The 23,053-nt window shown below is 41.5% G+C and carries 27 protein-coding genes; 10 read left to right on the top strand and 17 right to left on the bottom strand.

The window, feature by feature from the left end; all coding sequences use genetic code 11:
* The first annotated feature begins 1 nt into the window (after position 1).
* Positions 2-1,669, top strand: a complete 1,668-nt coding sequence (rnjA, locus tag CYL18_RS11595; RefSeq protein WP_104849675.1) for a ribonuclease J1 — start codon at positions 2-4, stop codon at positions 1,667-1,669.
* Positions 1,670-1,698: 29 nt separating this feature from the next.
* On the opposite strand, the gene CYL18_RS11600 is transcribed toward rnjA, so the two are convergent.
* Positions 1,699-2,718, bottom strand: a complete 1,020-nt coding sequence (locus CYL18_RS11600) for a cytochrome d ubiquinol oxidase subunit II (RefSeq protein WP_104849676.1) — start codon at positions 2,716-2,718, stop codon at positions 1,699-1,701.
* Positions 2,719-3,011: 293 nt separating this feature from the next.
* Here CYL18_RS11600 and CYL18_RS11605 point away from each other — a divergent pair, with 293 nt between their 5' ends.
* On the top strand, positions 3,012-3,848 hold the full coding sequence (locus CYL18_RS11605; protein WP_104849677.1) for a mechanosensitive ion channel family protein: 837 nt from the start codon (positions 3,012-3,014) through the stop codon (positions 3,846-3,848).
* 61 nt (positions 3,849-3,909) lie between these two features.
* On the opposite strand, the gene CYL18_RS11610 is transcribed toward CYL18_RS11605, so the two are convergent.
* The 6 genes from CYL18_RS11610 to CYL18_RS11635 form a co-directional block, all read right to left on the bottom strand.
* Positions 3,910-5,022: an N-acetyldiaminopimelate deacetylase gene (locus CYL18_RS11610; protein ID WP_104849678.1), complete on the bottom strand. Its 1,113-nt coding sequence runs from the start codon at positions 5,020-5,022 to the stop codon at positions 3,910-3,912.
* 71 nt (positions 5,023-5,093) lie between these two features.
* Positions 5,094-5,804, bottom strand: a complete 711-nt coding sequence (dapD, locus tag CYL18_RS11615; protein ID WP_104849679.1) for a 2,3,4,5-tetrahydropyridine-2,6-dicarboxylate N-acetyltransferase — start codon at positions 5,802-5,804, stop codon at positions 5,094-5,096.
* A gap of 93 nt (positions 5,805-5,897) precedes the next feature.
* On the bottom strand, positions 5,898-6,761 hold the full coding sequence (locus CYL18_RS11620; protein WP_104849680.1) for a LysR family transcriptional regulator: 864 nt from the start codon (positions 6,759-6,761) through the stop codon (positions 5,898-5,900).
* Between the two features lie 77 nt (positions 6,762-6,838).
* Positions 6,839-8,350, bottom strand: a complete 1,512-nt coding sequence (locus tag CYL18_RS11625) for an MDR family MFS transporter (RefSeq protein ID WP_330847590.1) — start codon at positions 8,348-8,350, stop codon at positions 6,839-6,841.
* A gap of 101 nt (positions 8,351-8,451) precedes the next feature.
* Positions 8,452-8,898 (bottom strand): cyclic-di-AMP-binding protein CbpB, encoded by a 447-nt coding sequence (gene cbpB, locus CYL18_RS11630; RefSeq protein WP_104849681.1) that lies wholly within the window; start codon positions 8,896-8,898, stop codon positions 8,452-8,454.
* 90 nt (positions 8,899-8,988) lie between these two features.
* Positions 8,989-9,228, bottom strand: coding sequence for a YkuJ family protein (locus CYL18_RS11635; protein ID WP_104849682.1), 240 nt, complete (start codon positions 9,226-9,228; stop codon positions 8,989-8,991).
* 302 nt (positions 9,229-9,530) lie between these two features.
* On the opposite strand from CYL18_RS11635, the gene CYL18_RS11640 reads away from it, so the two are divergent.
* On the top strand, positions 9,531-9,761 hold the full coding sequence (locus CYL18_RS11640; RefSeq protein WP_104849683.1) for a glutaredoxin family protein: 231 nt from the start codon (positions 9,531-9,533) through the stop codon (positions 9,759-9,761).
* A gap of 49 nt (positions 9,762-9,810) precedes the next feature.
* On the opposite strand, the gene CYL18_RS11645 is transcribed toward CYL18_RS11640, so the two are convergent.
* Positions 9,811-10,452, bottom strand: a complete 642-nt coding sequence (locus tag CYL18_RS11645) for a DUF3993 domain-containing protein (RefSeq protein WP_104849684.1) — start codon at positions 10,450-10,452, stop codon at positions 9,811-9,813.
* 228 nt (positions 10,453-10,680) lie between these two features.
* Positions 10,681-10,887 carry a hypothetical protein gene (locus CYL18_RS11650; protein ID WP_104849685.1) on the bottom strand — a complete coding sequence of 69 codons (207 nt, stop codon included), beginning with the start codon at positions 10,885-10,887 and terminating at the stop codon, positions 10,681-10,683.
* Positions 10,888-11,198: 311 nt separating this feature from the next.
* Between CYL18_RS11650 and CYL18_RS11655 the strand changes: the two genes are divergently transcribed.
* Positions 11,199-11,987 (top strand): metallophosphoesterase, encoded by a 789-nt coding sequence (locus CYL18_RS11655; protein WP_236636413.1) that lies wholly within the window; start codon positions 11,199-11,201, stop codon positions 11,985-11,987.
* 34 nt (positions 11,988-12,021) lie between these two features.
* On the opposite strand, the gene CYL18_RS11660 is transcribed toward CYL18_RS11655, so the two are convergent.
* Both CYL18_RS11660 and CYL18_RS11665 read right to left on the bottom strand, forming a co-directional pair.
* Positions 12,022-12,393, bottom strand: coding sequence for a fluoride efflux transporter FluC (locus CYL18_RS11660; RefSeq protein WP_104849687.1), 372 nt, complete (start codon positions 12,391-12,393; stop codon positions 12,022-12,024).
* Positions 12,390-12,776 carry a fluoride efflux transporter FluC gene (locus CYL18_RS11665; protein ID WP_104849688.1) on the bottom strand — a complete coding sequence of 129 codons (387 nt, stop codon included), beginning with the start codon at positions 12,774-12,776 and terminating at the stop codon, positions 12,390-12,392. Before CYL18_RS11665 ends, CYL18_RS11660 begins: the two co-directional genes overlap by 4 nt.
* A gap of 201 nt (positions 12,777-12,977) precedes the next feature.
* Here CYL18_RS11665 and CYL18_RS11670 point away from each other — a divergent pair, with 201 nt between their 5' ends.
* Entirely contained in the window at positions 12,978-13,475 is a 498-nt protein-coding gene (locus CYL18_RS11670; RefSeq protein ID WP_104849689.1) for a YkyB family protein, read from the top strand.
* A 29-nt stretch (positions 13,476-13,504) separates the two neighbouring features.
* Here CYL18_RS11670 and corA read toward each other — a convergent pair whose 3' ends face one another.
* Positions 13,505-14,473, bottom strand: coding sequence for a magnesium/cobalt transporter CorA (gene corA, locus CYL18_RS11675; protein WP_104849690.1), 969 nt, complete (start codon positions 14,471-14,473; stop codon positions 13,505-13,507).
* A 152-nt stretch (positions 14,474-14,625) separates the two neighbouring features.
* On the opposite strand from corA, the gene CYL18_RS11680 reads away from it, so the two are divergent.
* On the top strand, positions 14,626-15,774 hold the full coding sequence (locus tag CYL18_RS11680) for an aminotransferase A (RefSeq protein WP_104849691.1): 1,149 nt from the start codon (positions 14,626-14,628) through the stop codon (positions 15,772-15,774).
* Positions 15,775-15,821: 47 nt separating this feature from the next.
* Here CYL18_RS11680 and CYL18_RS11685 read toward each other — a convergent pair whose 3' ends face one another.
* The 4 genes from CYL18_RS11685 to CYL18_RS11700 all read right to left on the bottom strand — a co-directional run bounded on the left by CYL18_RS11685 (position 15,822) and on the right by CYL18_RS11700 (position 20,087).
* Entirely contained in the window at positions 15,822-16,727 is a 906-nt protein-coding gene (locus CYL18_RS11685; protein WP_330847594.1) for an NAD(P)-dependent oxidoreductase, read from the bottom strand.
* A 173-nt stretch (positions 16,728-16,900) separates the two neighbouring features.
* Positions 16,901-18,622 carry a phosphoenolpyruvate--protein phosphotransferase gene (ptsP, locus tag CYL18_RS11690; RefSeq protein WP_104849692.1) on the bottom strand — a complete coding sequence of 574 codons (1,722 nt, stop codon included), beginning with the start codon at positions 18,620-18,622 and terminating at the stop codon, positions 16,901-16,903.
* Positions 18,622-18,888, bottom strand: coding sequence for a phosphocarrier protein HPr (locus tag CYL18_RS11695; protein ID WP_104849693.1), 267 nt, complete (start codon positions 18,886-18,888; stop codon positions 18,622-18,624). The genes ptsP and CYL18_RS11695 overlap by 1 nt, the downstream gene beginning before the upstream one ends.
* A gap of 461 nt (positions 18,889-19,349) precedes the next feature.
* A complete protein-coding gene (locus CYL18_RS11700; RefSeq protein ID WP_104849694.1) occupies positions 19,350-20,087 on the bottom strand; it encodes an SDR family NAD(P)-dependent oxidoreductase in 738 nt (245 codons plus the stop codon).
* A 218-nt stretch (positions 20,088-20,305) separates the two neighbouring features.
* Here CYL18_RS11700 and CYL18_RS11705 point away from each other — a divergent pair, with 218 nt between their 5' ends.
* Positions 20,306-20,800 carry a sigma-70 family RNA polymerase sigma factor gene (locus tag CYL18_RS11705; RefSeq protein WP_104849695.1) on the top strand — a complete coding sequence of 165 codons (495 nt, stop codon included), beginning with the start codon at positions 20,306-20,308 and terminating at the stop codon, positions 20,798-20,800.
* A 42-nt stretch (positions 20,801-20,842) separates the two neighbouring features.
* Here the strand turns inward: CYL18_RS11705 and CYL18_RS11710 are convergent, their stop codons facing one another.
* A complete protein-coding gene (locus CYL18_RS11710) occupies positions 20,843-21,037 on the bottom strand; it encodes a hypothetical protein (RefSeq protein WP_104849696.1) in 195 nt (64 codons plus the stop codon).
* A 245-nt stretch (positions 21,038-21,282) separates the two neighbouring features.
* On the opposite strand from CYL18_RS11710, the gene CYL18_RS11715 reads away from it, so the two are divergent.
* The 3 genes from CYL18_RS11715 (at position 21,283) to CYL18_RS11725 (ending at position 23,052) form a co-directional block, all read left to right on the top strand.
* Complete coding sequence (locus CYL18_RS11715; protein ID WP_104849697.1) at positions 21,283-21,465, top strand: YkvS family protein; 183 nt, start codon at positions 21,283-21,285, stop codon at positions 21,463-21,465.
* Between the two features lie 150 nt (positions 21,466-21,615).
* The gene (gene map, locus CYL18_RS11720) at positions 21,616-22,359 is read left to right on the top strand and encodes a type I methionyl aminopeptidase (RefSeq protein ID WP_104849698.1); all 744 of its coding nucleotides are present in this window, start codon (positions 21,616-21,618) and stop codon (positions 22,357-22,359) included.
* 75 nt (positions 22,360-22,434) lie between these two features.
* Complete coding sequence (locus CYL18_RS11725) at positions 22,435-23,052, top strand: CPBP family intramembrane glutamic endopeptidase (RefSeq protein ID WP_161497131.1); 618 nt, start codon at positions 22,435-22,437, stop codon at positions 23,050-23,052.
* Position 23,053: the final 1 nt, after the last annotated feature.

Raw genomic sequence — 23,053 nt, forward strand, 5'->3', positions numbered from 1 at the left:
TATGAAATTCGTAAAGAATGATCAAACGGCTGTTTTCGCCCTTGGAGGGCTTGGCGAAATCGGCAAAAACACGTATGCCGTACAATTTCAGGACGAGATCGTCTTGATTGATGCCGGCATCAAATTCCCCGAGGATGAACTATTAGGAATTGATTACGTTATTCCTGACTATTCCTATCTCGTCAAGAATGTTGACAAGATTAAAGGATTATTCATCACTCATGGCCATGAAGACCATATTGGCGGAATCCCATATTTACTAAAACAGATCAACATCCCAATCTACGGCGGTAAGCTTGCGATTGGATTGGTCAAGAAAAAATTAGAAGAGCACGGACTGCTACGTCAAGCAACAATCCATGAGATCAAAGAGGATGACATTATCAAGTTCCGTAAAACTTCTGTGACTTTTTATCGGACAACCCATAGTATCCCTGATTCCTACGGGATTGTCGTCAAGACGCCACAAGGGAATATTGTTCATACCGGGGACTTTAAGTTCGACTTCACGCCTGTTGGAGAACCTGCCAACTTAACCAAAATGGCTGAAATCGGAAAAGAAGGGGTTCTTTGTCTTCTGTCAGACAGCACAAACAGTGAAATCCCTAATTTCACCATGTCTGAACGCAAAGTCGGCGAAAGCATCCAAGATATATTCAGGAAAGTGGACGGACGGATTATTTTCGCTACATTCGCATCCAATATCCATCGTCTTCAGCAAGTCACAGAGGCCGCCGTTGAAAACGGACGCAAGGTTGCTGTATTCGGCCGAAGCATGGAGAATGCAATTGAAATCGGTCTCGAGCTTGGTTATATCAATGCACCAAAAGAAACATTTATTGATACCCAAACATTGAATCGTATGCCAGCGAATGAAGTAACGATTCTATGTACTGGATCACAAGGTGAGCCGATGGCTGCCCTATCAAGGATTGCCAACGGAACACATAGACAAATTCAAATTATCCCGGGAGATACAGTCGTCTTTTCTTCCTCCCCAATCCCAGGAAACACAATCAGTGTTTCACGCACGATTAATATGCTGTACCGTGCCGGTGCAGATGTAATTCACGGACCGCTTAGCAATATTCATACATCCGGTCACGGCGGGCAAGAAGAACAAAAACTCATGCTTCGCTTAATGAAGCCGAAATTCTTCATGCCGATTCATGGGGAATATCGTATGCAGCGTACACATGTCCAGCTAGCTGTTGATTGCGGTGTAAAAGAAGAAAACTGCTTCATTATGGATAACGGCGAGGTACTCGCTCTTACACAGGATAGCGCATCAGTAGCCGGAAAGGTTCCTTCCGGAAATGTGTATATTGACGGAAGCGGCATTGGGGATATCGGAAACATCGTTCTCCGTGACCGCCGTATTCTTTCCGAGGAAGGACTTGTTATCGTTGTTGTAAGCATCAATATGAAGGAATTCAAGATTGCGGCTGGACCAGATATCATCTCAAGAGGATTTGTGTATATGAGAGAATCCGGTGATTTGATCAGTGATGCCCAAAACTTAATTACGCAACATTTGAACAAAACAATGGCCAAGAAAACCACTCAGTGGTCTGAAATAAAGAATCAAGTGACGGACACACTTGGACCATTCCTATATGAGCGGACAAAACGCCGCCCAATGATTCTTCCTATTATCATGGAAGTCTGATGAACACATAAAAAAGCGCAAGGCCCTTTTCATAAGGTGCCCTGCGCTTTTTCATTTTCTTGCTTTTGATTACTCATCAATAACTTCATGATCAATCGTCCATATGGAATGATTAATAATATGCCAACCAATAATAACATTCCGAGCGACACCCACACTCGCTCTCCCTCAAAGGCATGCACAGTTATAAACGGGTCGAGAATATAAGGCAAATGGGAGGCGCCATACCCTATAAAAGCAGTCAAGAATTGCAATAATACAAATAAGAAAGCAAGTCCTTGCCTTTTCCTCTTATAAATCAAATAAACAGCTGCAAAGTAAAAGACTAACGAAAGCGCAAATAACCACCATAGATTCAAGCCACTCTCAAAATGACGTAAATTATGCCCTCTAAGTGAAACGATGACAAGTATGGAGGCGAATATTGTCGGCACACTCCAGAACAAAGCATACCCCCTTGTCATTTCGCTGGCCGCTTTATCTCCCTTATGCTGCTTATAGAAATATAAGAATGAAGCGCTTATGAACAAGACACTGACAGCGGCGAGGAAAACGACACTCCAGGAATAAGGGCTCAAAAACAGCTTTCGAGTTAGGAGCTCAATCTCTCCTCCCGCTCGTCGAATGAAGCCCCCTTCAGAGATTGTTAGACCAATCGAGAGCGCTGCCGGGATTAGTAAGCCTGTCGATCCATATACAAACAAAAATCGTCCTGCATTCTTTTCTCTCTTGTATAGTAAATGCGCCAAAAAGCGTATAAGAACCAACAAAAGTACGACAATCCCTGGAATGATCAATGCTCTCCCAAAATACTCGAGGGTTTCAGGGAAGAATCCAATTACCCCTATGACAAAAACAGCGAAAAAGCCAATCGTAATTGGCCAAAGACGCGGGTCATAGGCATCCTCAAGTTTATGTACAATTGGTTTTTTGCTTACGAATCTTCCGTAGTATGCGTAAAATCCTACTCCAAATTCAATGGAGGCAATAATGATATAAATATACAAATAGCACCATAATATTGCCATGGTAATAAGTTCAACTGTCATGAATCTTACGCCTCTTCTTTCGGTAAAGTTTTCTCCATTTGACCATTATATAGTTTTTAACCCAATCAATCATATGGATAAATAGTGACAAATTTGCCTAATTTAAAAATACAGAAGAAATCATTGCATGGACAGACAAAAATCAAGACCTTCTAAATATCCATAAATGAAGTAAATATTCATCAAAGTCAAAAATTCACCTATTATAATGGGAAACTATTGTCTTCCTTTCTATTCTTCCTTTATTCTATTAGATGAACCTCTATTCAAACACATAGAAAGGAATTGGTTACATGAGTTATTACCTGTCCGCTGCAATCAATTGGGCTGAATTCCAATGGGAGCAATTACTTTTTGATATAGGAGGAGTTTTATTAAAGGTCTTATTCTTCTATCTAGTTTACAAACTCATCAAGATCTTTACAAACAAAGTGGTTGAAACCATTTTCTCCCGCCTTCAAGCGAAAAGCAATGGTACAGAAAATCGAACGAAAACACTTGAATCTTTAACGAAAAACATTATCAGCTATATTTATTCATTTATATTAATCGTCACGATATTGGAGCTATTCGATATCAGGGTAACCGCCATCCTTGCCGGTGCAGGAATCGTCGGGCTTGCTGTCGGCTTTGGTGCCCAAGGCCTTGTCAGTGATGTCGTCACAGGCTTTTTCATTCTCCTTGAAAGACAAATCGATGTCGGTGACGAGGTTACAATCGGGGTGATTAAAGGAACCGTTGAAGTCGTCGGTCTTAAGACCCTTCAAGTAAGGGATTATGACGGAAGCCTTCATTTCATCCCTAATAGACAGATTGCCACAGTAAGCAATCATTCACGAGGGACCATGAGAGCTATGGTTGAAATCAAATTAAGCAAGGATGATAATTTCGAGCTTATTACCCTGGTCATACAGGATATTTGCAAAAAAATGGCAGAGGAAAATGAAGATATCGTCCTTGGCCCAGATATCCTCGGTATTCAGGAAATCGGCGTTTCCGATTTCACCATCCGAATCGTCGCGAGAACAGCCAATGGTCAGCAAGCCTATGTGGAGCGCGTTCTGCGTCAGCAAATCAAACTAGCGATAGATGAAATCAGACATCAGGAAGAAGCGAGAGCAGCTGAATAAAACGAGAGAAGGCCAAGTCCTCGAGCAACGTCGGACTTGGCCTTTATTTAATGAAAAATCCTTAAGCCTGGTGTAAATAGTCATTGATCAAGTTAACAGCAAACTCAATTGCTCTCTCATCAGGGTTCATTTTGCTATGATGAAGGCCATATGGGGAATTCACCCCGAGCCAAAACATAAAGCCTGGAATGTCCTTAATCATATAGCCAAAATCCTCCCCGGTCATCGCTTCCTTGCATTCAAACAGAGTTGCCTCACTATGCCTTTCTACAAATGCCATGAAATCCTTTGTCACCTGCTCTGTATTGTACACTTGGGTGTAAGACGCGCCAAAGTCTATCTTCACTTGACAATTAAAGGTTATCTCCGCACCCTTGGCCATCTGTTGGATACGGTCTCTGATTAGATTCATCGATTCCTCTGATAGGGTACGAATCGTTCCTTCGATTCGCGAGTTCTCCGCAATGATATTCTGAACAGTCCCTCCTGTAATCTTGCCAATCGTGACGACAGCGGCGTCCATCGGATTAATATTTCGAGAGACAATTGTCTGAAGCTGATTAACAAACTGACAAGAGGCTACTACCATGTCATTCGTTAAATGCGGATAGGCTGCATGACCGCCTTTTCCAATAAAATCGATGAATAATTCAGATGTATTCGCAAACAAGAGGCCAGGCTTTGTAGCAACTGTTCCAATTGGATATTCTGGAGCTATATGAAGTCCAAAAATCATATCCGGCTTCCATTTAGCGAATGTCTCAGTCTTGATCATTTCCTCAGCTCCGCCCGGTCCTTCTTCAGCAGGCTGAAACATAAAAAGCATATGATCATCGATAGGATCATTAATTAGGTTCGTTAATACGCCGAGAGCGATCGTCATGTGGAAATCATGCCCACAGGCGTGCATCCTGCCCTCATGCAGAGAGGAATAGGGAAAGCCGGTCTCTTCTTTAATTGGAAGCCCATCTATGTCAGCTCGATAACCAATTGTTCTTACTCCTTTAAGTCCTTTAACGCGCACAAAAATCCCGGTTTTCCAGATTTCCCATTGCAGCCTTTCTTGAGGCAGACTTTTTATGTATTCCAGCAAATAAGCCTGGGTTTTAAATTCCTTGAATCCCAGTTCAGGAATTTGATGAAGGTCCCTTCGAATTTTAACCAAGTTATTCAACTTTCTTCACCTCAATTTTAATGTGAAAACAGGCGCGGAAATAAACATTTCCGCGCCTCTATAATTTAGGTTTAGAGCTGGCGTAGCTCGTCTTTGATTTCTATTTTTGATTTTTCAACTTCATCGATACGTTTGATAACGCGAGCCGGAACACCTGCTACAACCGTACGCGCAGGAACATCCTCAACAACAATGGCACCAGCTGCGACAACCGCGCCTTCACCAACACGCACACCTTCTAAAATAACTGCATTCGCACCGACAAGGACGTTATCCTCAATAACGACCGGGCTAGCAGAAGGCGGCTCGATGACACCAGCCAGGACAGAACCAGCACCAATATGACAGTTCTTTCCGACCGTCGCACGTCCTCCGAGCACCGCATTCATATCAATCATGGTTTTTTCACCGATGCTTGCGCCGATATTAATAGAAGCACCCATCATGATAACTGCATTATCGCCAATATGAACTTGATCACGAATGATAGCGCCTGGCTCAATGCGGGCATTTATGCCTTTAAGGTCAAGAAGCGGCAAAGCTGAATTGCGGCGGTCATTCTCGACCACATAATCCTCAATCTTGTCCGCATTTTCTTCAAGCACTGGCTGAATAACCGACCATTCTCCAAAGATAACTCCTGTGCTGCCATTAATAAAGACCGAAGCCTCTGGCCCAAAGTCTAAACCTTCCAACTGTCCTTTTATATATATCTTTACCGGTGTTTTCTTAACACTGTTCCCGATAAAAGAAATAATCTCGTTAGCGTCCATCATATTCATCCTGATTCTCCCTCTCCAAATACATAATTTTCTTAACTTTAACAAACAAAAATATGAAATTCAAGTCACTTCTTGCAGATTTCATTATGAGACTTATGTGCTTTGTGCCAGCTCAACGAATGCCTTCACCTGTCTAAGCTCCAAGGATACTTCACTGCAAACAAGCCAGGTTTTCCGGTCAACTGCCTCCCCATCTTTATCATATAAAGGAAGCTTATAATAAGAAGCCTCCCCTTCCCTTAACGAAATGCCGGGCAAAATGGCATAGCCTATACCATTCATCACCATTTGCTTGCAAGTCTCAATCTGGTCGACAAGAATGGTTCTAGTCGGCGGAATGCTGTAATGGCGAATCCACCAATTCTGGATTTCACGATAATAATTCGAATCACTCTTAAATAAGATAAAGGGTTTTTCTGTGTTCATTGCATCAGACAGCTGACTTAATTCAGTATCGACCAAATACAAAGGATCATTGAATAAAAGCTTCTTATAGCCGCTCCAATCCGGGCTTCCTCTTAAAATGCCAATATGAGAATTTCCATTATATAAATTCTCAATCATCTCGCTGCTCCATCCCGTTACAAGTGAGATTTTCACATTAGGGTAGGCTGTCACATATTTCTTCAAAACAGAAGGAAGCCAGTATTGACCAGCAATCGACGCACTCGCTATTTTTAATGTCCCTTGAACATCATGCGTCAGAGCATCCACTTTCTCTCGAGCTTTATTTTTCAGCCTTAATGAATCTCTGGCATATTGAACGACAATCTCTCCAGCTTCCGTGAGCATCATCCCTTTAGGTGACCGAATAAAAAGCGGGGTTCCCCATTCTCTCTCAATTGATTGAAGCCTCTGGGATAAAGCCGGCTGGGAGACAAACATTCTCTCAGCTGTCTTCCGTAAATTCAGTTCCTCTGCCAACGTGTCCAATAATTCAAAATCCGTAATGACCATTCGGTTCCCTCACTGCCCTATTTCCTTTAATCGAACGCACAGTTATTGTACCTTTTCTCTGTGGGTGACGGCAAATATTAACTATGTGAGTTCTTGACTTCTTTCTTCGGCATTAATAGGATGAGAAAGAGCGCACAAAGGCCAAGAATAAATACCCCCGTATACACATATCCCAAGGCGTTAGTAAGACCATTCTGCAGCTCTGTCAATCTATCCGGAGCCAATGAGCTCCGCACCTCTACACTAAGCAGCTCATTCACCGAGTTAAGATCCAGCTTCTCGCCGTTTAGCTCCTGACCGGCAAAATAGGCCTGTAAACGGTTGTTCAATAGTCCCCCAAGAATAGCAGCACCAACTGTATTGCCCAGATTTCTCATAAACATGTTGGCCGCTGTAGCTGCGCCCCGATCCTGCCATTCTACAGTAGATTGGATGGAGACGATAAAAGCCGTGCTTGTCAGCCCCATGCCAGCACCTGTTAGGAAGGAACCGAATGCAGCCAATAAGGGATTTGGGAAATGAGGCAGCAGCATGAATACCGACCCTCCGAGGACCAAAAAGAAACCGCCTATAATGCAGGTGTTGCGATAACCAATCTTCAACAGCAAGTGCCCTGATGCCGTAGAGGCAATGGGCCAGCCGATTGACATAACCGTCAAGGTAAATCCGGCAATCGTCGGGGAGAGTCCCATAACACCTTGCACAAAAGCCGGCAGATAGCTTGAGATCCCAATTAAAATCATCCCTGTTAGTAGAGAGGTCAAATTCGCAATCAGGATGGGGCGGATTCTCCACACTGAAAAAGGCATGACCGGTTCCTCAAACCGAGTCTCATGCTTAACGAATAAATAGAACAAAATCGCGATAATACATATGTACATAAGACTTTGAAGAGATACCCAATTAAAACGGATGCCTCCTTCCACGAAGACATACATAGCCAGTGTAATGGACCCGGTAATCAAGGCTGCCCCCATATAGTCAATTTTGTGCTTCTTCCGATTAACCTCCTCATGGAAAAAGAAAATCAATCCGCAAGCCGCAAATAAGCCAAGGGGAATATTAATCCAAAAAATCCAGCTCCACGTAGAAAATTGGACAAAAAAGCCGCCAAGGGCAGGACCAAGAATGGCCGATATTCCCCAAACGCTTGATAAATAACCTTGGACCTTTGCCCGCTCTTCCCTTGAATAAATATCACCGACAATCGTCATGGCTATTGGCGTGACGGCGCCCGCACCAAATCCTTGAATAAGCCTGAAGAGTATGAGGCTTTGCATCGATTCGGCAAAACCAGCAAATAAGGAACCTATCATAAATACGATAATGCCAAACAGCAAAACAGGCTTACGTCCAAATAAATCAGCCAGTTTTCCATATATCAATACTGTCACGGTATTCATTAGTAAGTATGCGGAAAATACCCAGCTATATAAAGAAAAACCGCCAAGCTCGCCAACAATTTCAGGCAATGCTGTTGAAACAATTGTTCCCTCAACTGCACTCATAAAGGTCGCCAGAATGATAGACATGAGAACGAGCGGGCGATTTGTTTCTTTTCTTATTCTCTTCTCCTTCGGTGCCTTCAAAACAAATCCCCCCTAAAACACAAAATATCCAGATCGGCCAAACAAAGAAAAAATCCTTATGGATATACGGAAAAAGCCCCCTGTTTCCGGAGGCCCTTCATTCAATTATATTTGATTTTTTTAATTAAGCGGTTTACTTGCTTCAATACTTGTCTGCGGGTGAGGATGCCGGCGAAAGTGCCTTTTCCCTCAACAACACAGATAAACGGGTGATCAATCAGCAATTCTAACGCTTCCTCGAGCGGGTCATTCTCATCAAGGCATGGAAGATCAGCATTCATCACTTCTTCAACCTTAATTTGGTCAAGCTTCTCGAATTCAATCCGCTCGATTCCCATAATCACATCCATGATTCTCGGTGTACTGATCAGACCTTGAAGCTTGAAAGTATGATCAAGGACTGGAATAGCCGTATATCCGCTTCTTGTCAGGACGAGCAGCGCATGCTCAAGATTATTCCCCTTCTGTACATGTGCCACACGTTCCGACGATATCATAAAATCTTTGACAGCCAGTTCAAAACCATCTAATTTTTGTGTTTCCAACATGGAAAAGAACCCCTTTATCTAGTCATCAATCATTTGCAGATGCTAATTTCTTGGATGGCTTGCATAGCTTGGGTCAGCACCTTTTATCAATCAGCTGTAAATTAATTCGAAAATTTCAATCGCGATCATATCAATATTATCAAATTGATACTTCAAAGTCTTTCCTTTATCTTGGAAAATTTCTAATTCGTATGTTTCTGTCTTGTCAAAGAATGTAACCTGACATTTCACTTGACCTTCTACTTCAAAAACACGTTGTGCTGTATCGGATACTTTCGCTTGCTCTTGCAAATTTTTTAATCGGGTAAGAATTCCTTGTAAACGTGACATATTTAATATATGCTCCTTTCATGACTTCAAGCAAATAGATTCTCTTGGGTATCTATCAGTTATAGGATAGAGGAATAAACCTCAATTGTACACCAAAAGTCTTTACTTATTCTTTGTCAATTATGACATTATGTTTCCTTTTTAAGAGACTAACCCATTTTAACATAAAATTAAGAGGATAAAAATTCCGCTTCATTATTTTTCAACCGGAATATTTTGGAGAGACAAATTGATATATGCCACAAGGCATCCGTGTTACTATAAAATGGACCTAAAATGACTAAAAAAGGGGATCAATCAATATGGAACCAATCTTATTTTTTACACAGCCCGGCTGCCCTCCGTGCGCCTATGCCAAAAATTATTTTGACGAACATCAAATTCCCTATACTTTACTCGATATCAAGAAGGATGCTAAAGCAAGAAATACATTAATGAACAAATATGACTCCTTCTCTACACCAACCTTTGTCATCAACGATGAAGTAATCATCGGCTTCGATCAAGAGCGTATTACCAAAGCGCTGGGTTAGACAGAAAAAAGCCACTCTTATATTGAGTGGCTTTGGAACCCTATGCGGGCTATATCCAACCTAATGAAGCGAGAGATTTGATGGAGGTATACCTGATAAACCCAAGCACCGATTCCCATATTCCGCGCTCCTCTGTGGAAACTTCCTTTACACTTTTATTATTCGGTTCGTCCTCTAAATCTGCACTAGTACTCAATTCATCTGGATTAAATTGAATCTGGTAGTCATCGACTGCCCAGCGGCCATCTTCAAAAGTAAGGCCGACAGCCTCATAGTGACCATTATAGGTGACAGGTCCCTCAGATGATTCCTCAAACCATTCATACACATACCATTGATTAAGATCGCTGTCATACCCGACCTTTGTGTTCTCATCGTATGTAAAGAAAGGGATATAATATAAGGCAAAGTCCGTACCGTAAGCCAAATACCCTTCACCATCCAAATTCTCCTGCACATTCATTTCAATAAAATCATTCGTATATTCAGGTGTAAAATAACGTCCTAAAGATTCTTTAACCTCTTCCATACTTCTTGGCTTCTCCGATAGCGCTACCTGGGTCTTAAAAGCATTCTGCAATAAGCGGAATGCCTCCTCTTCGTTTAATTGTCTATCTGCATTTACATTTAAAATGGGTATGACGATAAATATGGCTAAAGAGGCAAGAAACGTCCTCAATAAATATTTCATCCTTTATTATCCTCCTAGTTGTGAATTCTCTAAGTATTATTAGGCTATTCCCCATTTATACAGGCAATACACTTTTTAGAAGAAATGAATGTATTTAACTTTCCAGGAGACTTCTGCTTTGATCAATAACAGCTTCATCATTCTTTGTAAACGGACAATAAAAAAGCGGAGAACCATTTAGGTTTCCGCCCTCTATATTTATGAAATTAAATGGAAGTTCCTTAAAAGCTATGCTTTAATCTTCTCGTTAAACTTTGTTAATGTGCTTATCAGCGTTTGCTTTTTGTGAATCCCTTTCCCGTTAACCTTGATGCCGTTTAGTACAATAAATACACGACCTGTCTTGCCATCTCGTTTAAAACCATAAATATATACTTTTATCATCCCGAATTGTGAAGGAATATACAGCATTTCATATTGCTTTTGTTTATTCATTTTTCAACATCCTCACCTATTAGATTCCGGGAAATTTACATCGATGATCAGCTTTCTCCTGAAAAGCATAAGGCTATAAGTATAGTTTATCTTATATCACCAGCTTTTGCCATCAATTGAGAAAAAGTCTTACCTGCATTCTAATTGCTTAACAAATGAAAGCCCCGCATGATAGGATTGGAGAAGAACTTATGCAAAATTTTTAAGAAAAGGAATATTCCATGAAAACACTCTCTAGACGTTCTTTTTTAAAAAAAGGTGCTCTATATGGTGTCACTCTGCTCACTTCGGTGGCTGGAGGAAGATATTACATGGAAGAGATTGAACCAGAATGGGTAGAGATCAACCAGTATACATATTCACATCCTCTCATTCCTCCGTCATTCCATCGCACCCGCATCGTTCAGTTTAATGATACGCATATTGGATTCCAATATGACCTGGACAACCTAAAAAAGACGGTTAAAATAATTAACGCCTATAAGCCTGATTTGATTTGCTTTACCGGGGACCTCCTCGATAACCCTGTTGATTATAAAGTTACACCTGAACTTTATGAAATATTAAACTCTTTGTCAGCTCCTATAGGCAAGTATGCCGTATATGGAAATCATGACCACGGCGGGTATGGAACGGAACTATACGAACTAATAATGAATAAATCCGGCTTTAAGGTTCTAAAGAATTCGGCAGATATACTGTATAAAGGCAGTGAAAAGATTCTTATCGCCGGAGTGGATGACGCGAGCCTCGGAGTGCCGGACATAAATCAGGCACTCCGAGGAAAGCCTGATAAGCTATTCACGCTTCTCTTGTCACATGCGCCAGATTATGCCGAAACCGCCTCCTCCTATCCTGTCAATTTGCAATTAAGCGGTCATAGCCACGGGGGACAAATACAAATCCCGTTTATCGGCCCGCTCATTACACCGCCGCACGCCAAGAAGTATTATGAGGGGTTATATGAGTTAAACAGCCATTTTTCCCTATACGTTAACCGGGGACTTGGGACAACCCGGGTTCCATACCGACTGCTTTGCAGACCGGAAATTACAATTTTTGATTTGCACAAAGGAAATGGTGGCATACTGCCATCCTAAAACCGCAGCCGATTACATTAAAAGCAGGCATTTACTAAATGCCTGCCCCTCCCCTTGTTATATGTCCCAGCCAATATCCAGCAAAGCACAATAGCAATGAACCAACCAAGGATAAAAGGAGATAGAAGAGAAACAATTTTTTCTTCCCATCCTTCCATAGTTCTAGAGCCTCAACACTAAAGGTCGAAAATGTTGTGAAAGCGCCCAAACAACCGGTAAATAGGAACTTCCCTATCATAGAAGCTGCGTTTAATCCGGCTCCAGCCATCAATCCAATCAATAAGGAGCCGCTTAAATTAACGAAAAGGACAGCAGAGGGAAAAATGGATGTCCTCCCTTTTCGTCGTTCTATGATTGTAAATCGAAGGAACGTGCCGATAAATCCGCCCAACAGGACTGATATCATTTAAGCACTTCCCTTCTTCGGCTCCATTGGGATGCCGCAGCCATTCCTGCAAAAGACATTCCGACACCAATAAACAATGTGAGCATTGTATATAGCAAGGCTGCTGCTGGATATGTATTCAAAAGTTTGACGGTCTCAAGAGCAAAGGTACTCATTGTCGTGAATCCTCCGCAAAGCCCAGTGCCAACAAACAGCTTCAGCTTTGAATAACGGGTATCCTGAAAAAGGGAAAAGGTTAAAAAGGCTAAAACAAAGGAGCCAATGACATTAATCAACAAAGTTGTCCAAGGAATGACCGCATATGGAATCCACTGATTTAAGCCGTAACGGAGAATGGCACCAATTCCACCTCCGACAGACACCAAAATACTATTCTTTATCATTTCATCCACTCACCTATCAGTTAGATATGCATTTAGGATACTCATCCACCCTCAAAAAATCAATATACCCCCTTCAGCAAATCTAGCCGAAACAAAACTAGCTGACGTTTTCTCTTTCATCCATTTGCAAGACGAGGTATAATTATTACAATCATTTCATTGCGCATATATTTTAATATTAAAGTATAGAAAGGATTATCCATGAAAGAAACGAGAGGAAACAACCACAACCAAAAATCCTACTCAGCAGATGACTTGGCTGAAGCCATTTATTCTGTAAACAGACACGCCAAAACCGCCTCTAACCCAAAATTTCTCTATCACTTAAAAAAGTGTTCTTTAACCAAAATGCTTGAAGAAGGAAAGGCAAGAAAAATTGGGCTCCAGTTCTCAGACCATCCTCACCACAGCTTCCAGCAGTCCGATGTTCTGATTGAATGCGGCAAATACACCTTCCATATCCCTCCTTGCAAAGGAGATTTTGATCAGCTGCCTCATTTAGGTCATCTATCAAAAAACGTCCGGAATCCCGCTTCTAGAATTCCGCTCTCCAAAGCAAAAAAACGATTGATGCTCTATACAGGCATTAAAGAGGAAAAAGAAGAGCCGCGGAACAAACCTCAATCAACGCGGAAATATTATAAGCCTACGTTCACCCGCCTGGGAGAAAGCTATCCATATACCGAATGGAAAAAATAAGAACTGCTGACTCAAAAATTTCAGCAGTTCTAACGCTTTCTTCTCGTATATACTTTCGTGCGAAACACCCATCCTTTTGCCATAAAGAAGATAATCATAAGAACAGCGGATATCCCCATAACAAGCATCACATACCAGAAACCATTTCTCCAGCCAGCCATCGGCATAAAGGAAAAGTTCATTCCGTATAATCCTGCAATAAAACTTAGCGGCATGAAAATCGTCGTAATGACGGTCAATGCCATAATAGTCTCATTCATATTATTTGAATTGACACTCATATAGTTATCACGCAAATCTGCAGAAAAGTCCCGGTACCCCTCTATCATCTCACGCAATTTCAAAAGATGATCATACACATCATTAAAATAATATTGCTTCTCAGAGATAAGGTGCATTTTTTCTGTATGAGTGATTCGGTACAGTAAATCATTCATCGGCAGGATGACTCTCCGAATACGAAAGATAATCATTCTTAAATCATATAAGTGGTTCATCAATTCCTTGATAGAAAGCAAATCCGCATTCTCCTCCAGCGCATTCAATCGCTCCTCTATATCGTACGCCTTTGGAAAATACTCATCCACGACCTTATCAATTAATTGATGAAGGACATCTATCGTGGTTGCCGGCGGACTTTCAGTCGCCATTCCCCATGCATCCTCAATCTCCTTGATTGCCTTTTGATGATAAGTAATAATCAATCTCTCACTCACGAAAATATCAAGCTCTTCCATCAGATAATTTTCTTTTAGGGCATAAATGACAAGAAACATATATTCATCAAAAAAATCTACTTTAGGCCGCTGATTAATCGCATCTAAGCAATCCTCCACTGCCAGTGGGTGAAAGTGATAGAAGCGAAAAAGGGCGGCCGCCTCCTCTTTTGCAGGGGAAGAGAGATCAATCCAGACCCATTCATATGCATTCAGTTCCGATAAGGAATAGCGCATCTCCTCCACTTCACCTGTATGCTTTTTCACCAGCATGCGTTTCATCTCGATTCCTCCCGACTGATTCCATTATGGGTAGCGTCCCCAAACATTCCTGGATTTATTTTCTATAATCGGAAGAGCGCAAATTCGGAAGGTGTACACACTAAGAAAGCATGCTTATAATAGAAGGATACATACTAGAGAGGAGAGCAAACATGGAACACCTGATTAACCCGAATGTACGGCAAATCGAAATTTCCGGCATCAGGAAGTTTTATAATCTTGTTTCAGAGATAGAGGGAGTCCTATCTTTTACAATTGGCCTACCAGATTTCCCGACCCCCATGCATATTAAAGAACAAGCCATTGAGGCTATTGAAAATGATATTACTACCTACACCCATAATGCTGGCATGCCAGAACTCCGCAAGGCCATTTCTTCCTTTATGGATGAAAAGTATTCCTTGGTTTATGACCCTGACAGCGAAATAATCGTGACCGTGGGAGCCAGCCAGGCAATCGACATTACTTTTCGCACAATCCTTCAGCCGGGAGATGAGGTAATTCTTCCTGGTCCGGTTTACCCTGGATATGAGCCGCTCATTAAACTCGCTGGGGCTGTGCCTGTTTATGCTGACACGACGGCCACATCCTTCAAGATGACAAAAGAAGTGATTGCCTCCCACATGACTGAGAAAACGAAATGCGTTGTTCTTCCATATCCATCAAATCCGACTGGCGTTTCCTTAACCAAGGAAGAATTAGCGGAAATTGCCGAACTCATCCGCGGCAAAGAAATCTTTGTCCTGGCCGATGAGATTTACAGTGAATTGACCCTTGATAGAAAGCACACCTCCATTGGTACGATGTTGAGAGAGCAATCAATTATTGTTAATGGCGTTTCTAAATCACATGCCATGACAGGCTGGAGAATCGGCTTTTTAATGGCGCCTGGAAGTATCACTCAGCATATGCTTAAGGTTCATCAATACAATGTCTCCTGCGCCTCCTCTATCTCGCAAATGGCTGCGCTTGAGGCCATGCAAAATGGAATAAACGATGCAGTTAATATGAAGGAAGAGTATAAGCATAGACGGGATTATGTTTTTGAACGCTTGCAGCAAATGGGCTTGAAGACCGTCCTCCCCGATGGAGCCTTCTACTTCTTTATAAAAGTTCCAGAAGGGTTCCAATCATCACTTGATTTTGCACTTGAATTGGTTCGCTCAAAAAAAATAGCCGTAGTACCTGGATCTGCTTTTTCTGCATATGGAGAAGGTTATTTCCGTTTTTCTTACGCAGTATCGATGGAGTCACTTATGACCGGCCTAGATCGTTTAGAAGGATTTCTCAAGGAAAGATAAAAAGGCAGCATCCCAATCACTGTGGAGGGATGCTGCTTTCCACCTTCTTATTTCCAATATTTATATAACGCTTGTGTACCCTCTTCTCCCAGTCCTTCATTTGCGAGCTCATCATATAACGATTTCGCTAATGATACACCCGGGAATTCAAGACCAAGCGCCTCTGTTTCATCAAGCACAATCTTCAAATCCTTAATGAAATGCTTAATATAAAAACCAGGCTCGAAGTCTCCCTTTAAGATTCTCGGAGCAAGATTCGTCAATGAAAAACTGCCTGCCGCTCCGCCTGAAATGCTCTTAAGCACATTCTCTGGGTCAAGTCCTGCTCTTTTGGCATATACTAATGATTCGCAAACCCCTATCATATTGCTGGCAATGGCAATCTGATTGCAAAGCTTTGTATGCTGGCCTGCACCTGCCTCTCCTTGATAGACGATATTAGAGCCCATTGTTTGCAAAAGTGGAAGTAATGCCTCAAAGACTTGATATTCTCCGCCTGCCATTATGGTAAGCGCGGCATTTCTTGCACCGATATCTCCACCAGAAACAGGTGCATCCAGTACATGGATTCCCTTCTCTTTCCCTGCTTCATATAGTTTCTTGGCAAGCCGCGGAGCAGACGTTGTCATATCGACCAAATAGGTTCCTGCCTTCGCTCTATTGATTAAACCATGATTGCCTAAGTAGACTTCTTCCACATCTGAGGGAAATCCGACCATCGTGATAATAATCCCTGCTTTTACGGCCACATCCTCAACCGTATCTGCCCATTCCATGCCTTCTTCGATTAAATCTTGGCATTTCCCTTTTGTTCTTGAATAGCCGATTATAGGATAGCCGGCCTTCATAATATTTCTTGCCATGCTTTTCCCCATTACACCTAACCCAATAAAGCCAATTGTCTGTTTTTCCATCAATAAGCCCCCCAAAAAGTTCACATCTTCTTCATTTATTCTATCATATAGAATCACGGCTCGCCGCCAAGAGACAGAGCGCAAAAAAAATCAACTGGTTTCCCAGTTGATTAAGAAAGGGGGGTCACTAAAAGCATGTTGCTGTTGTGTCCACTACTAAGTTACCCCTATTTTTAAGTTGCCAAACATAAAAATATATTTCTACCAAAAATTTATTTCTTTGCTGTAGCTTCCTTAACTAGTTCGACAGTTTGGGATGCTGTTTGCATTTGCAATGCCTTTTCAGCCAATTCTTGCATATCTGTTAATGACAAAGTTTTGATTTGCGAACGAGCACGAAGGATAGAAGTCGCGCTCATTGAGAACTCGTCCAATCCTAAACCGACAAGAAGTGGGATTGCTAGCTCATCGCCTGCCATTTCTCCACACATGCCTGCCCATTTACCCTCTTTATGCGCTGCATCAATCACCATCTTAACAAGACGCAAGATTGCCGGGTTATATGGCTGGTACAGGTACGAAACCCGTTCATTCATACGGTCTGCAGCCATTGTGTATTGGATCAAGTCGTTTGTTCCAATACTGAAGAAGTCAACCTCTTTCGCGAATTGATCAGCAAGAACGGCTGTAGATGGAATTTCAACCATGATTCCAAGTTGGATGGAATCAGATACTTGAATTCCTTCTTGAACCAATTTCGCTTTCTCTTCTTCAAGGATTGCCTTCGCTGCACGGAATTCATCCAATGTAGCAATCATTGGGAACATGATACGCAGGTTTCCATAAACAGATGCTCTCAAAAGGGCTCTTAATTGCGTTCTGAAGATATCTTTTTCTTCAAGACATAAACGGATTGCACGGAAACCTAGGAATGGATTCATTTCCTTAGGAAGATCTAAGTATGGAAGCTCCTTATCGCCACCAATATCAAGTGTACGAACCACAACAGGCTTTCCTTCCATGCCTTCGAGAACGGCTTTATAGGATTCAAACTGTTCATCTTCAGAAGGCAGATTTTCACGGCCCATGTAAAGGAACTCAGTTCTGTAAAGGCCCACTGCTTCCCCGCCATTTGAAATTACACCAGACAGGTCATTTGGCGTACCGATATTTGCTGCAAGCTCAACATGATGGCCATCTGCCGTAACGGTTTTCTCATTTACAAGCTTAGCCCATTCAAGTTTTTGCTGTGCATATGCTTCAGCCGCCTTCTCATACTGTTCAATCAATTCTGGTGTTGGATTGATGTGAACCTCACCTTTAAGGCCATCAAGGATGATGATATCCCCATTTTGAATCGACCCAGTTGCTTGCTTTGTCCCAACAACAGCTGGGATTTCAAGTGAACGAGCCATGATAGCAGAGTGAGAAGTACGCCCGCCGATATCAGTTGTGAATCCTTTTACAAAATCTCTGTTCAATTGTGCTGTGTCAGACGGTGTTAAATCTTCCGCAACGACAATTACCTCTTCGGAGATCATGCTCGGGTTAGGGATTTGTACATTAAGTAAGTGGCTGATAACACGCTTCGTAACATCACGAATATCAGCAGCACGTTCTTTCATGTATTCATTATCCATTTGTTCAAACATCGTAATGAACATGTCTGCAATTTCGCGCAACGCAAATTCAGCATTAATGTTCTCTGATTTCACTTTTTCTTGAACTGCACCAAGCAATTCAGGGTCATTTAAAACAAGGATATGAGCGTCAAAAATTGCCGCTTTGTCTTCACCTTGTTCTACTTTTACTTTCTCACGGATGGCTTCCAATTCTGATTGGGCTTTCTTAACAGCGTTATCAAGACGCGCTAGCTCTGTCTCAGTATCCTCAATCGATTTCTTGCTAACAGTTAAATCAGGTTCAATTAAACGATAAGCTTTTGCTATGACAATCCCATTAGATGCTGCTATTCCGTTTAACATCGCTGTCATTACTTAGCCAAGCCTTCTTTAGTAAGAGTCTCTTCGATTGCATTCAATGCTTCTTGCTCATCGCTGCCTTCTGCAGAAATCGTGATATCAGAGCCACCGCCAATACCAAGGGACATAACACCCATAATGGATTTCAAGTTCACTTTCTTTTCTTTATATTCTAAATTAATATCAGAGTTGAATTTACCTGCTGTTTGAACTAGCAAAGTCGCTGGACGTGCGTGAATTCCTGTTTCGTCGATTACGTGAAAAGATTTTTGTACCAAAATAATCAAACTCCTTTATAAATAATTTCAGGCCATTAGTATTTTCTAGCTGCTGTATCTTTATGTGATTTTACCCAAACTCTGCGGTTTCTATGTATAAAGCATTGAGCAGTCTAAATTTCCGGACCCTAATCAATAGACAGGTTAACTCCTATCACATAAAATGTACCGAAAATTCGCAAATACTTCAACGCTTTTTATTTCATGAATGATAATTTTCCCGCGGATACTCCTGAATAATAAGAGTGTGTTTACCGATGCAAAGAAGAAAAAATCAAACATCCATTAAACACTTTATACGTAAACCGCAAGATGACACTAATTCCATAGCCAAAGAGAACAAGGAAATCAAAATCACAAGGAAATAGCGCCATTCGGCCATCTTAATTTTACACTAGATTAATGTGAGAAAACAACTAGAAGGAGTAGACTTTAACCTTATTTGCGTAAAAATTCACTTATTACTCATAAATCATTTTTTTCGTCATGCCACCATCCACGATAATATTCTCTCCATTTATGAAATTATTGCGTGAATCGCTTAGGAATAAGCATAATCTAGCTATATCAGCTGGAGTGCCCACTCTCTTGGAGAAATGCTGTTCATGGTCCTTTTCACGCAGCTCTTCGTATTCCTTCGTCTCTATCCAGCCCGGGCTAACAGCATTGACACGTATCCTTTTTTCAGCCAATGATGCACTTAAGGCATGAGTCAGGGCTATAATTCCTCCTTTTGTCGCTGCATAGGCTTCCGAATCAGGTTCTGATTGAAAGGCTCTTGTGGATGCAATATTGATGATACATCCATTCTCCTCCATTAACTTCGAACCTTCCCGGGCAAACAAAAATACAGATCGTAAATTAGAATGAATAATACGATCCCATTGTTCTGTCGTCATTTCAAGCAACGGAACAAAAGCAGACACACCAGCATTATTAATTAAGATATCAAGATGTCCGAACTGCCCTCGAATAACATCCATTACATGAAGAGCTGTCGCTTCTTCACCGACATCCCCCTCAATGAATAATGCATTCACACCTGCATCCTTTAAGGTAGCGGCTGCCTCCTCTCCGCCCTTTCTATCCTGATCAACTAAGATAACATTTGCCCCTAGCTCGCCATAAAGCTTTACAATCTCTCTTCCAATTCCATTTGCAGCTCCGGTTACCACTACAACTGATTCTTTATTCACCATATAGATCACCTCTTATAAAATTGTGTTAATTTCCGAGAAAATTCAAATTTCAGGAAAGATTCCCCTAAATATCGATCGTTTCTCTATAGAAAACATTCTATTTATTGAAATATACCTTGTCATATCACCATTTCCCCTTTTTACACATCATCAAATCCTCTGTACCTTAATAGATACCCGGGAATAAATGAGGTCGCTCCTCAAAGCAGGCTGATATAATGGAGGAATTCGAAAACATAGCTGAACAATATACGCCATTGATTCATCACATGATTAAGCGGTTAAATATCTATAAAGATAAGGAGGAGTTTATTCAGATTGGCCTGATTGCACTTTGGGAGGCAAGCAGGGCCTTCGATCCCGCCAAAGGACAATTTATGTCCTACGCATTTACGACCATAAAAGGTAGGATGCTGTCACATATACAGAAAACAAACAAAATCCATGACAGGGAGACAAGCAAAGAAGTAGAATTGGAGGACTCTGCTCAACATGAGATGATGACGCTCGAATGGCTCATTCCAAGAGCCTTCCTCGATTCTTTAACACCTAATCAATCTTGCTGGCTGTTCCATCACATCCAGCATGGCAAAACCACGGCAGAAATCGCTAAAGACTGTCTCACAACCACCGCATCCGTAAAATCGTGGAAACGGACAACGATTAAGAAGCTACAAGCATACTATAGATTACACCCAGAAGCTTTTTCATGAAAAAAACTGGCCAATGCTTTCTTTGCATTGGCCAGTCCATATTTAACTTCTCGGCTCATCCAAATATTCATAGGTGACGCTGCCTCCGAGATGGGCAATCCCTCTGAAATGCTTAAAGTCGGCCCGTTTTACCAATACCGCACGAAAGCTGAGAAAATCTTCCTTACTCACATCTAACCGGGCAATCTCCTTGTTTTTTAATTGCTCAAAAAGACGCTCAATTTCTTCCTGATTCATTCCGCTAACCACTCCTTTAATATGATTCCATCATACATTTTTATCATTAGGACGTTCAAGACCTTTTAACTTTTGAATAATTATCAAAAAACACAAATTAATGACTTACAATTTTCAAGTTTTATACTATAATGACAATAATAATCTTCAAAAATCTGAAATCAAGCATATTAATGGAGGAAGAAGAATCTTGATTCCTCATGCATACTAACGTCCATATAAACTCTAGAAAAGGTGTGAACAGTATGAAAAAAGCCAATGTAGGAAACATCATTGAATTCCGTGATGGCTTGCGCGGAGTTGTTGAAAAGGTAAATGAGAATTCTGTTATTGTCGACTTAACCTTAATGGAGAACTACCGGGACCTTGAGCTAGAAGAGAAAACAGTCGTCAATCATAAAAATTATACAATTGTCAACGAGCTATAAAGGCGAGACCCTGAGTCTCGTTTTTTTCGTTCATGCCACTCTCTTCCTATTTGTAATAAACTCCGCTATAATTAAAACCGATTCCTTTTTGGAACCTTTCACTAAGCTCTACATGAGACAGAGAGCATAACAGAAAGCAGGTTTAATATTATGATTGTAAAAACGGATAAGGATTTAGACGGCCTAAAGGCAATCGGGGCAATTGTATCCCGCGTGAGGGAAACAATGAAAAACGCGACCGTACCGGGCATAACAACTCTTGAACTCGACCAGATTGCCAAACAATTGTTCAATGAGACAGGTGCCATCTCTGCTCCTAAAAATGAATATGATTTTCCTGGCTATACATGTATCAGTGTAAACGAGGAAGTCGCTCATGGTATTCCAGGCAAGCGTGTCATTCAGGATGGCGATCTTGTAAATATTGATGTATCTGCCGTCTTAAATGGATATTATGCAGATACCGGCATTTCCTTCATGGTCGGACAATCGGATGAACGAATAGAAAAGCTGTGCCAATGCGCCGTAGACGCATTCCATAATGGCATCTCGAAGGCCAAAGCAGGATCTAAGAAGAATTTAATCGGGAAGGCTGTATACAACACTGCAAGAGCCAATGGCTTTAACGTCATCAAGAACTTGACTGGACATGGCATCGGCAGAAGCTTGCATGAAAGTCCAGATCATATCCTGAACTACTTCGATCCATGGGACAGCGAGCTGCTCCAGGAAGGTACTGTCCTCGCGGTTGAGCCCTTTATCTCGACAAAGGCTTCCATGGTAACTGAGCTAGGAGACGGATGGACCTATGTAACGAAAGATAAAAGCTTGGTCGCTCAATGTGAACACACCATTGTTGTGACAAAGAATGAACCGATTATTCTAACCTTATAATAAAAAGCGAAAAGAGAAGGGCTTCCTTCTCTTTTCTTTCTACTATATAGTATCTGACTGAACAGGAGCATGAACATGAAGCATATTATCAGGGACAGGCCTCTTTTGCTTTGCCTAACAATCGCTTATTTACTTTTATTCTTCTCATATCGTGACTTATCTATATTCTGGTACATATATACAGCATCAATGGCCTGTTTATTCGTGCTTGCCTACCACGTGGAAAGACCACAAAACAATTTTAAGCTTTCGGGTACGCTCATGATCGGTTTCTTATCAGGAATGCTTATGTATATAATTACTTGGGCTGCCAGCAAGGTTCTCCCCGCTGTCCATCCCCCTCTACAGAATCAGCTGGAGGATTTATACATCCTTCTATCACCAACAGAGACTTGGCAATACGCCATGCTGATTCTTCTGATTATCCCTGGTGAAGAAATTTTCTGGAGGGGATTGATTGAGAAGCGTTTGCTGACTCATATTAAAACGGTACAAGCTGTACTCCTATCCACCCTGCTCTATTCTTTGCCACTTATCTTTTCCGGAAATCTGCTGTTAGTACTAGCCGGAATTGGCGGCGGATTATTATGGGGAACAATCTATGCTTGGAAAAGGAGCCTGTCAATGGTGATTTTCTCTCATCTGCTGTTTGATTTGCTTCTGCTGGCCGCTTTCCCACTTGTTAGACTATAAC

Origin of the sequence: Pradoshia eiseniae (assembly GCF_002946355.1) — a bacterium.
Classification (GTDB): Bacteria; Bacillota; Bacilli; order Bacillales; family Pradoshiaceae; genus Pradoshia; species Pradoshia eiseniae.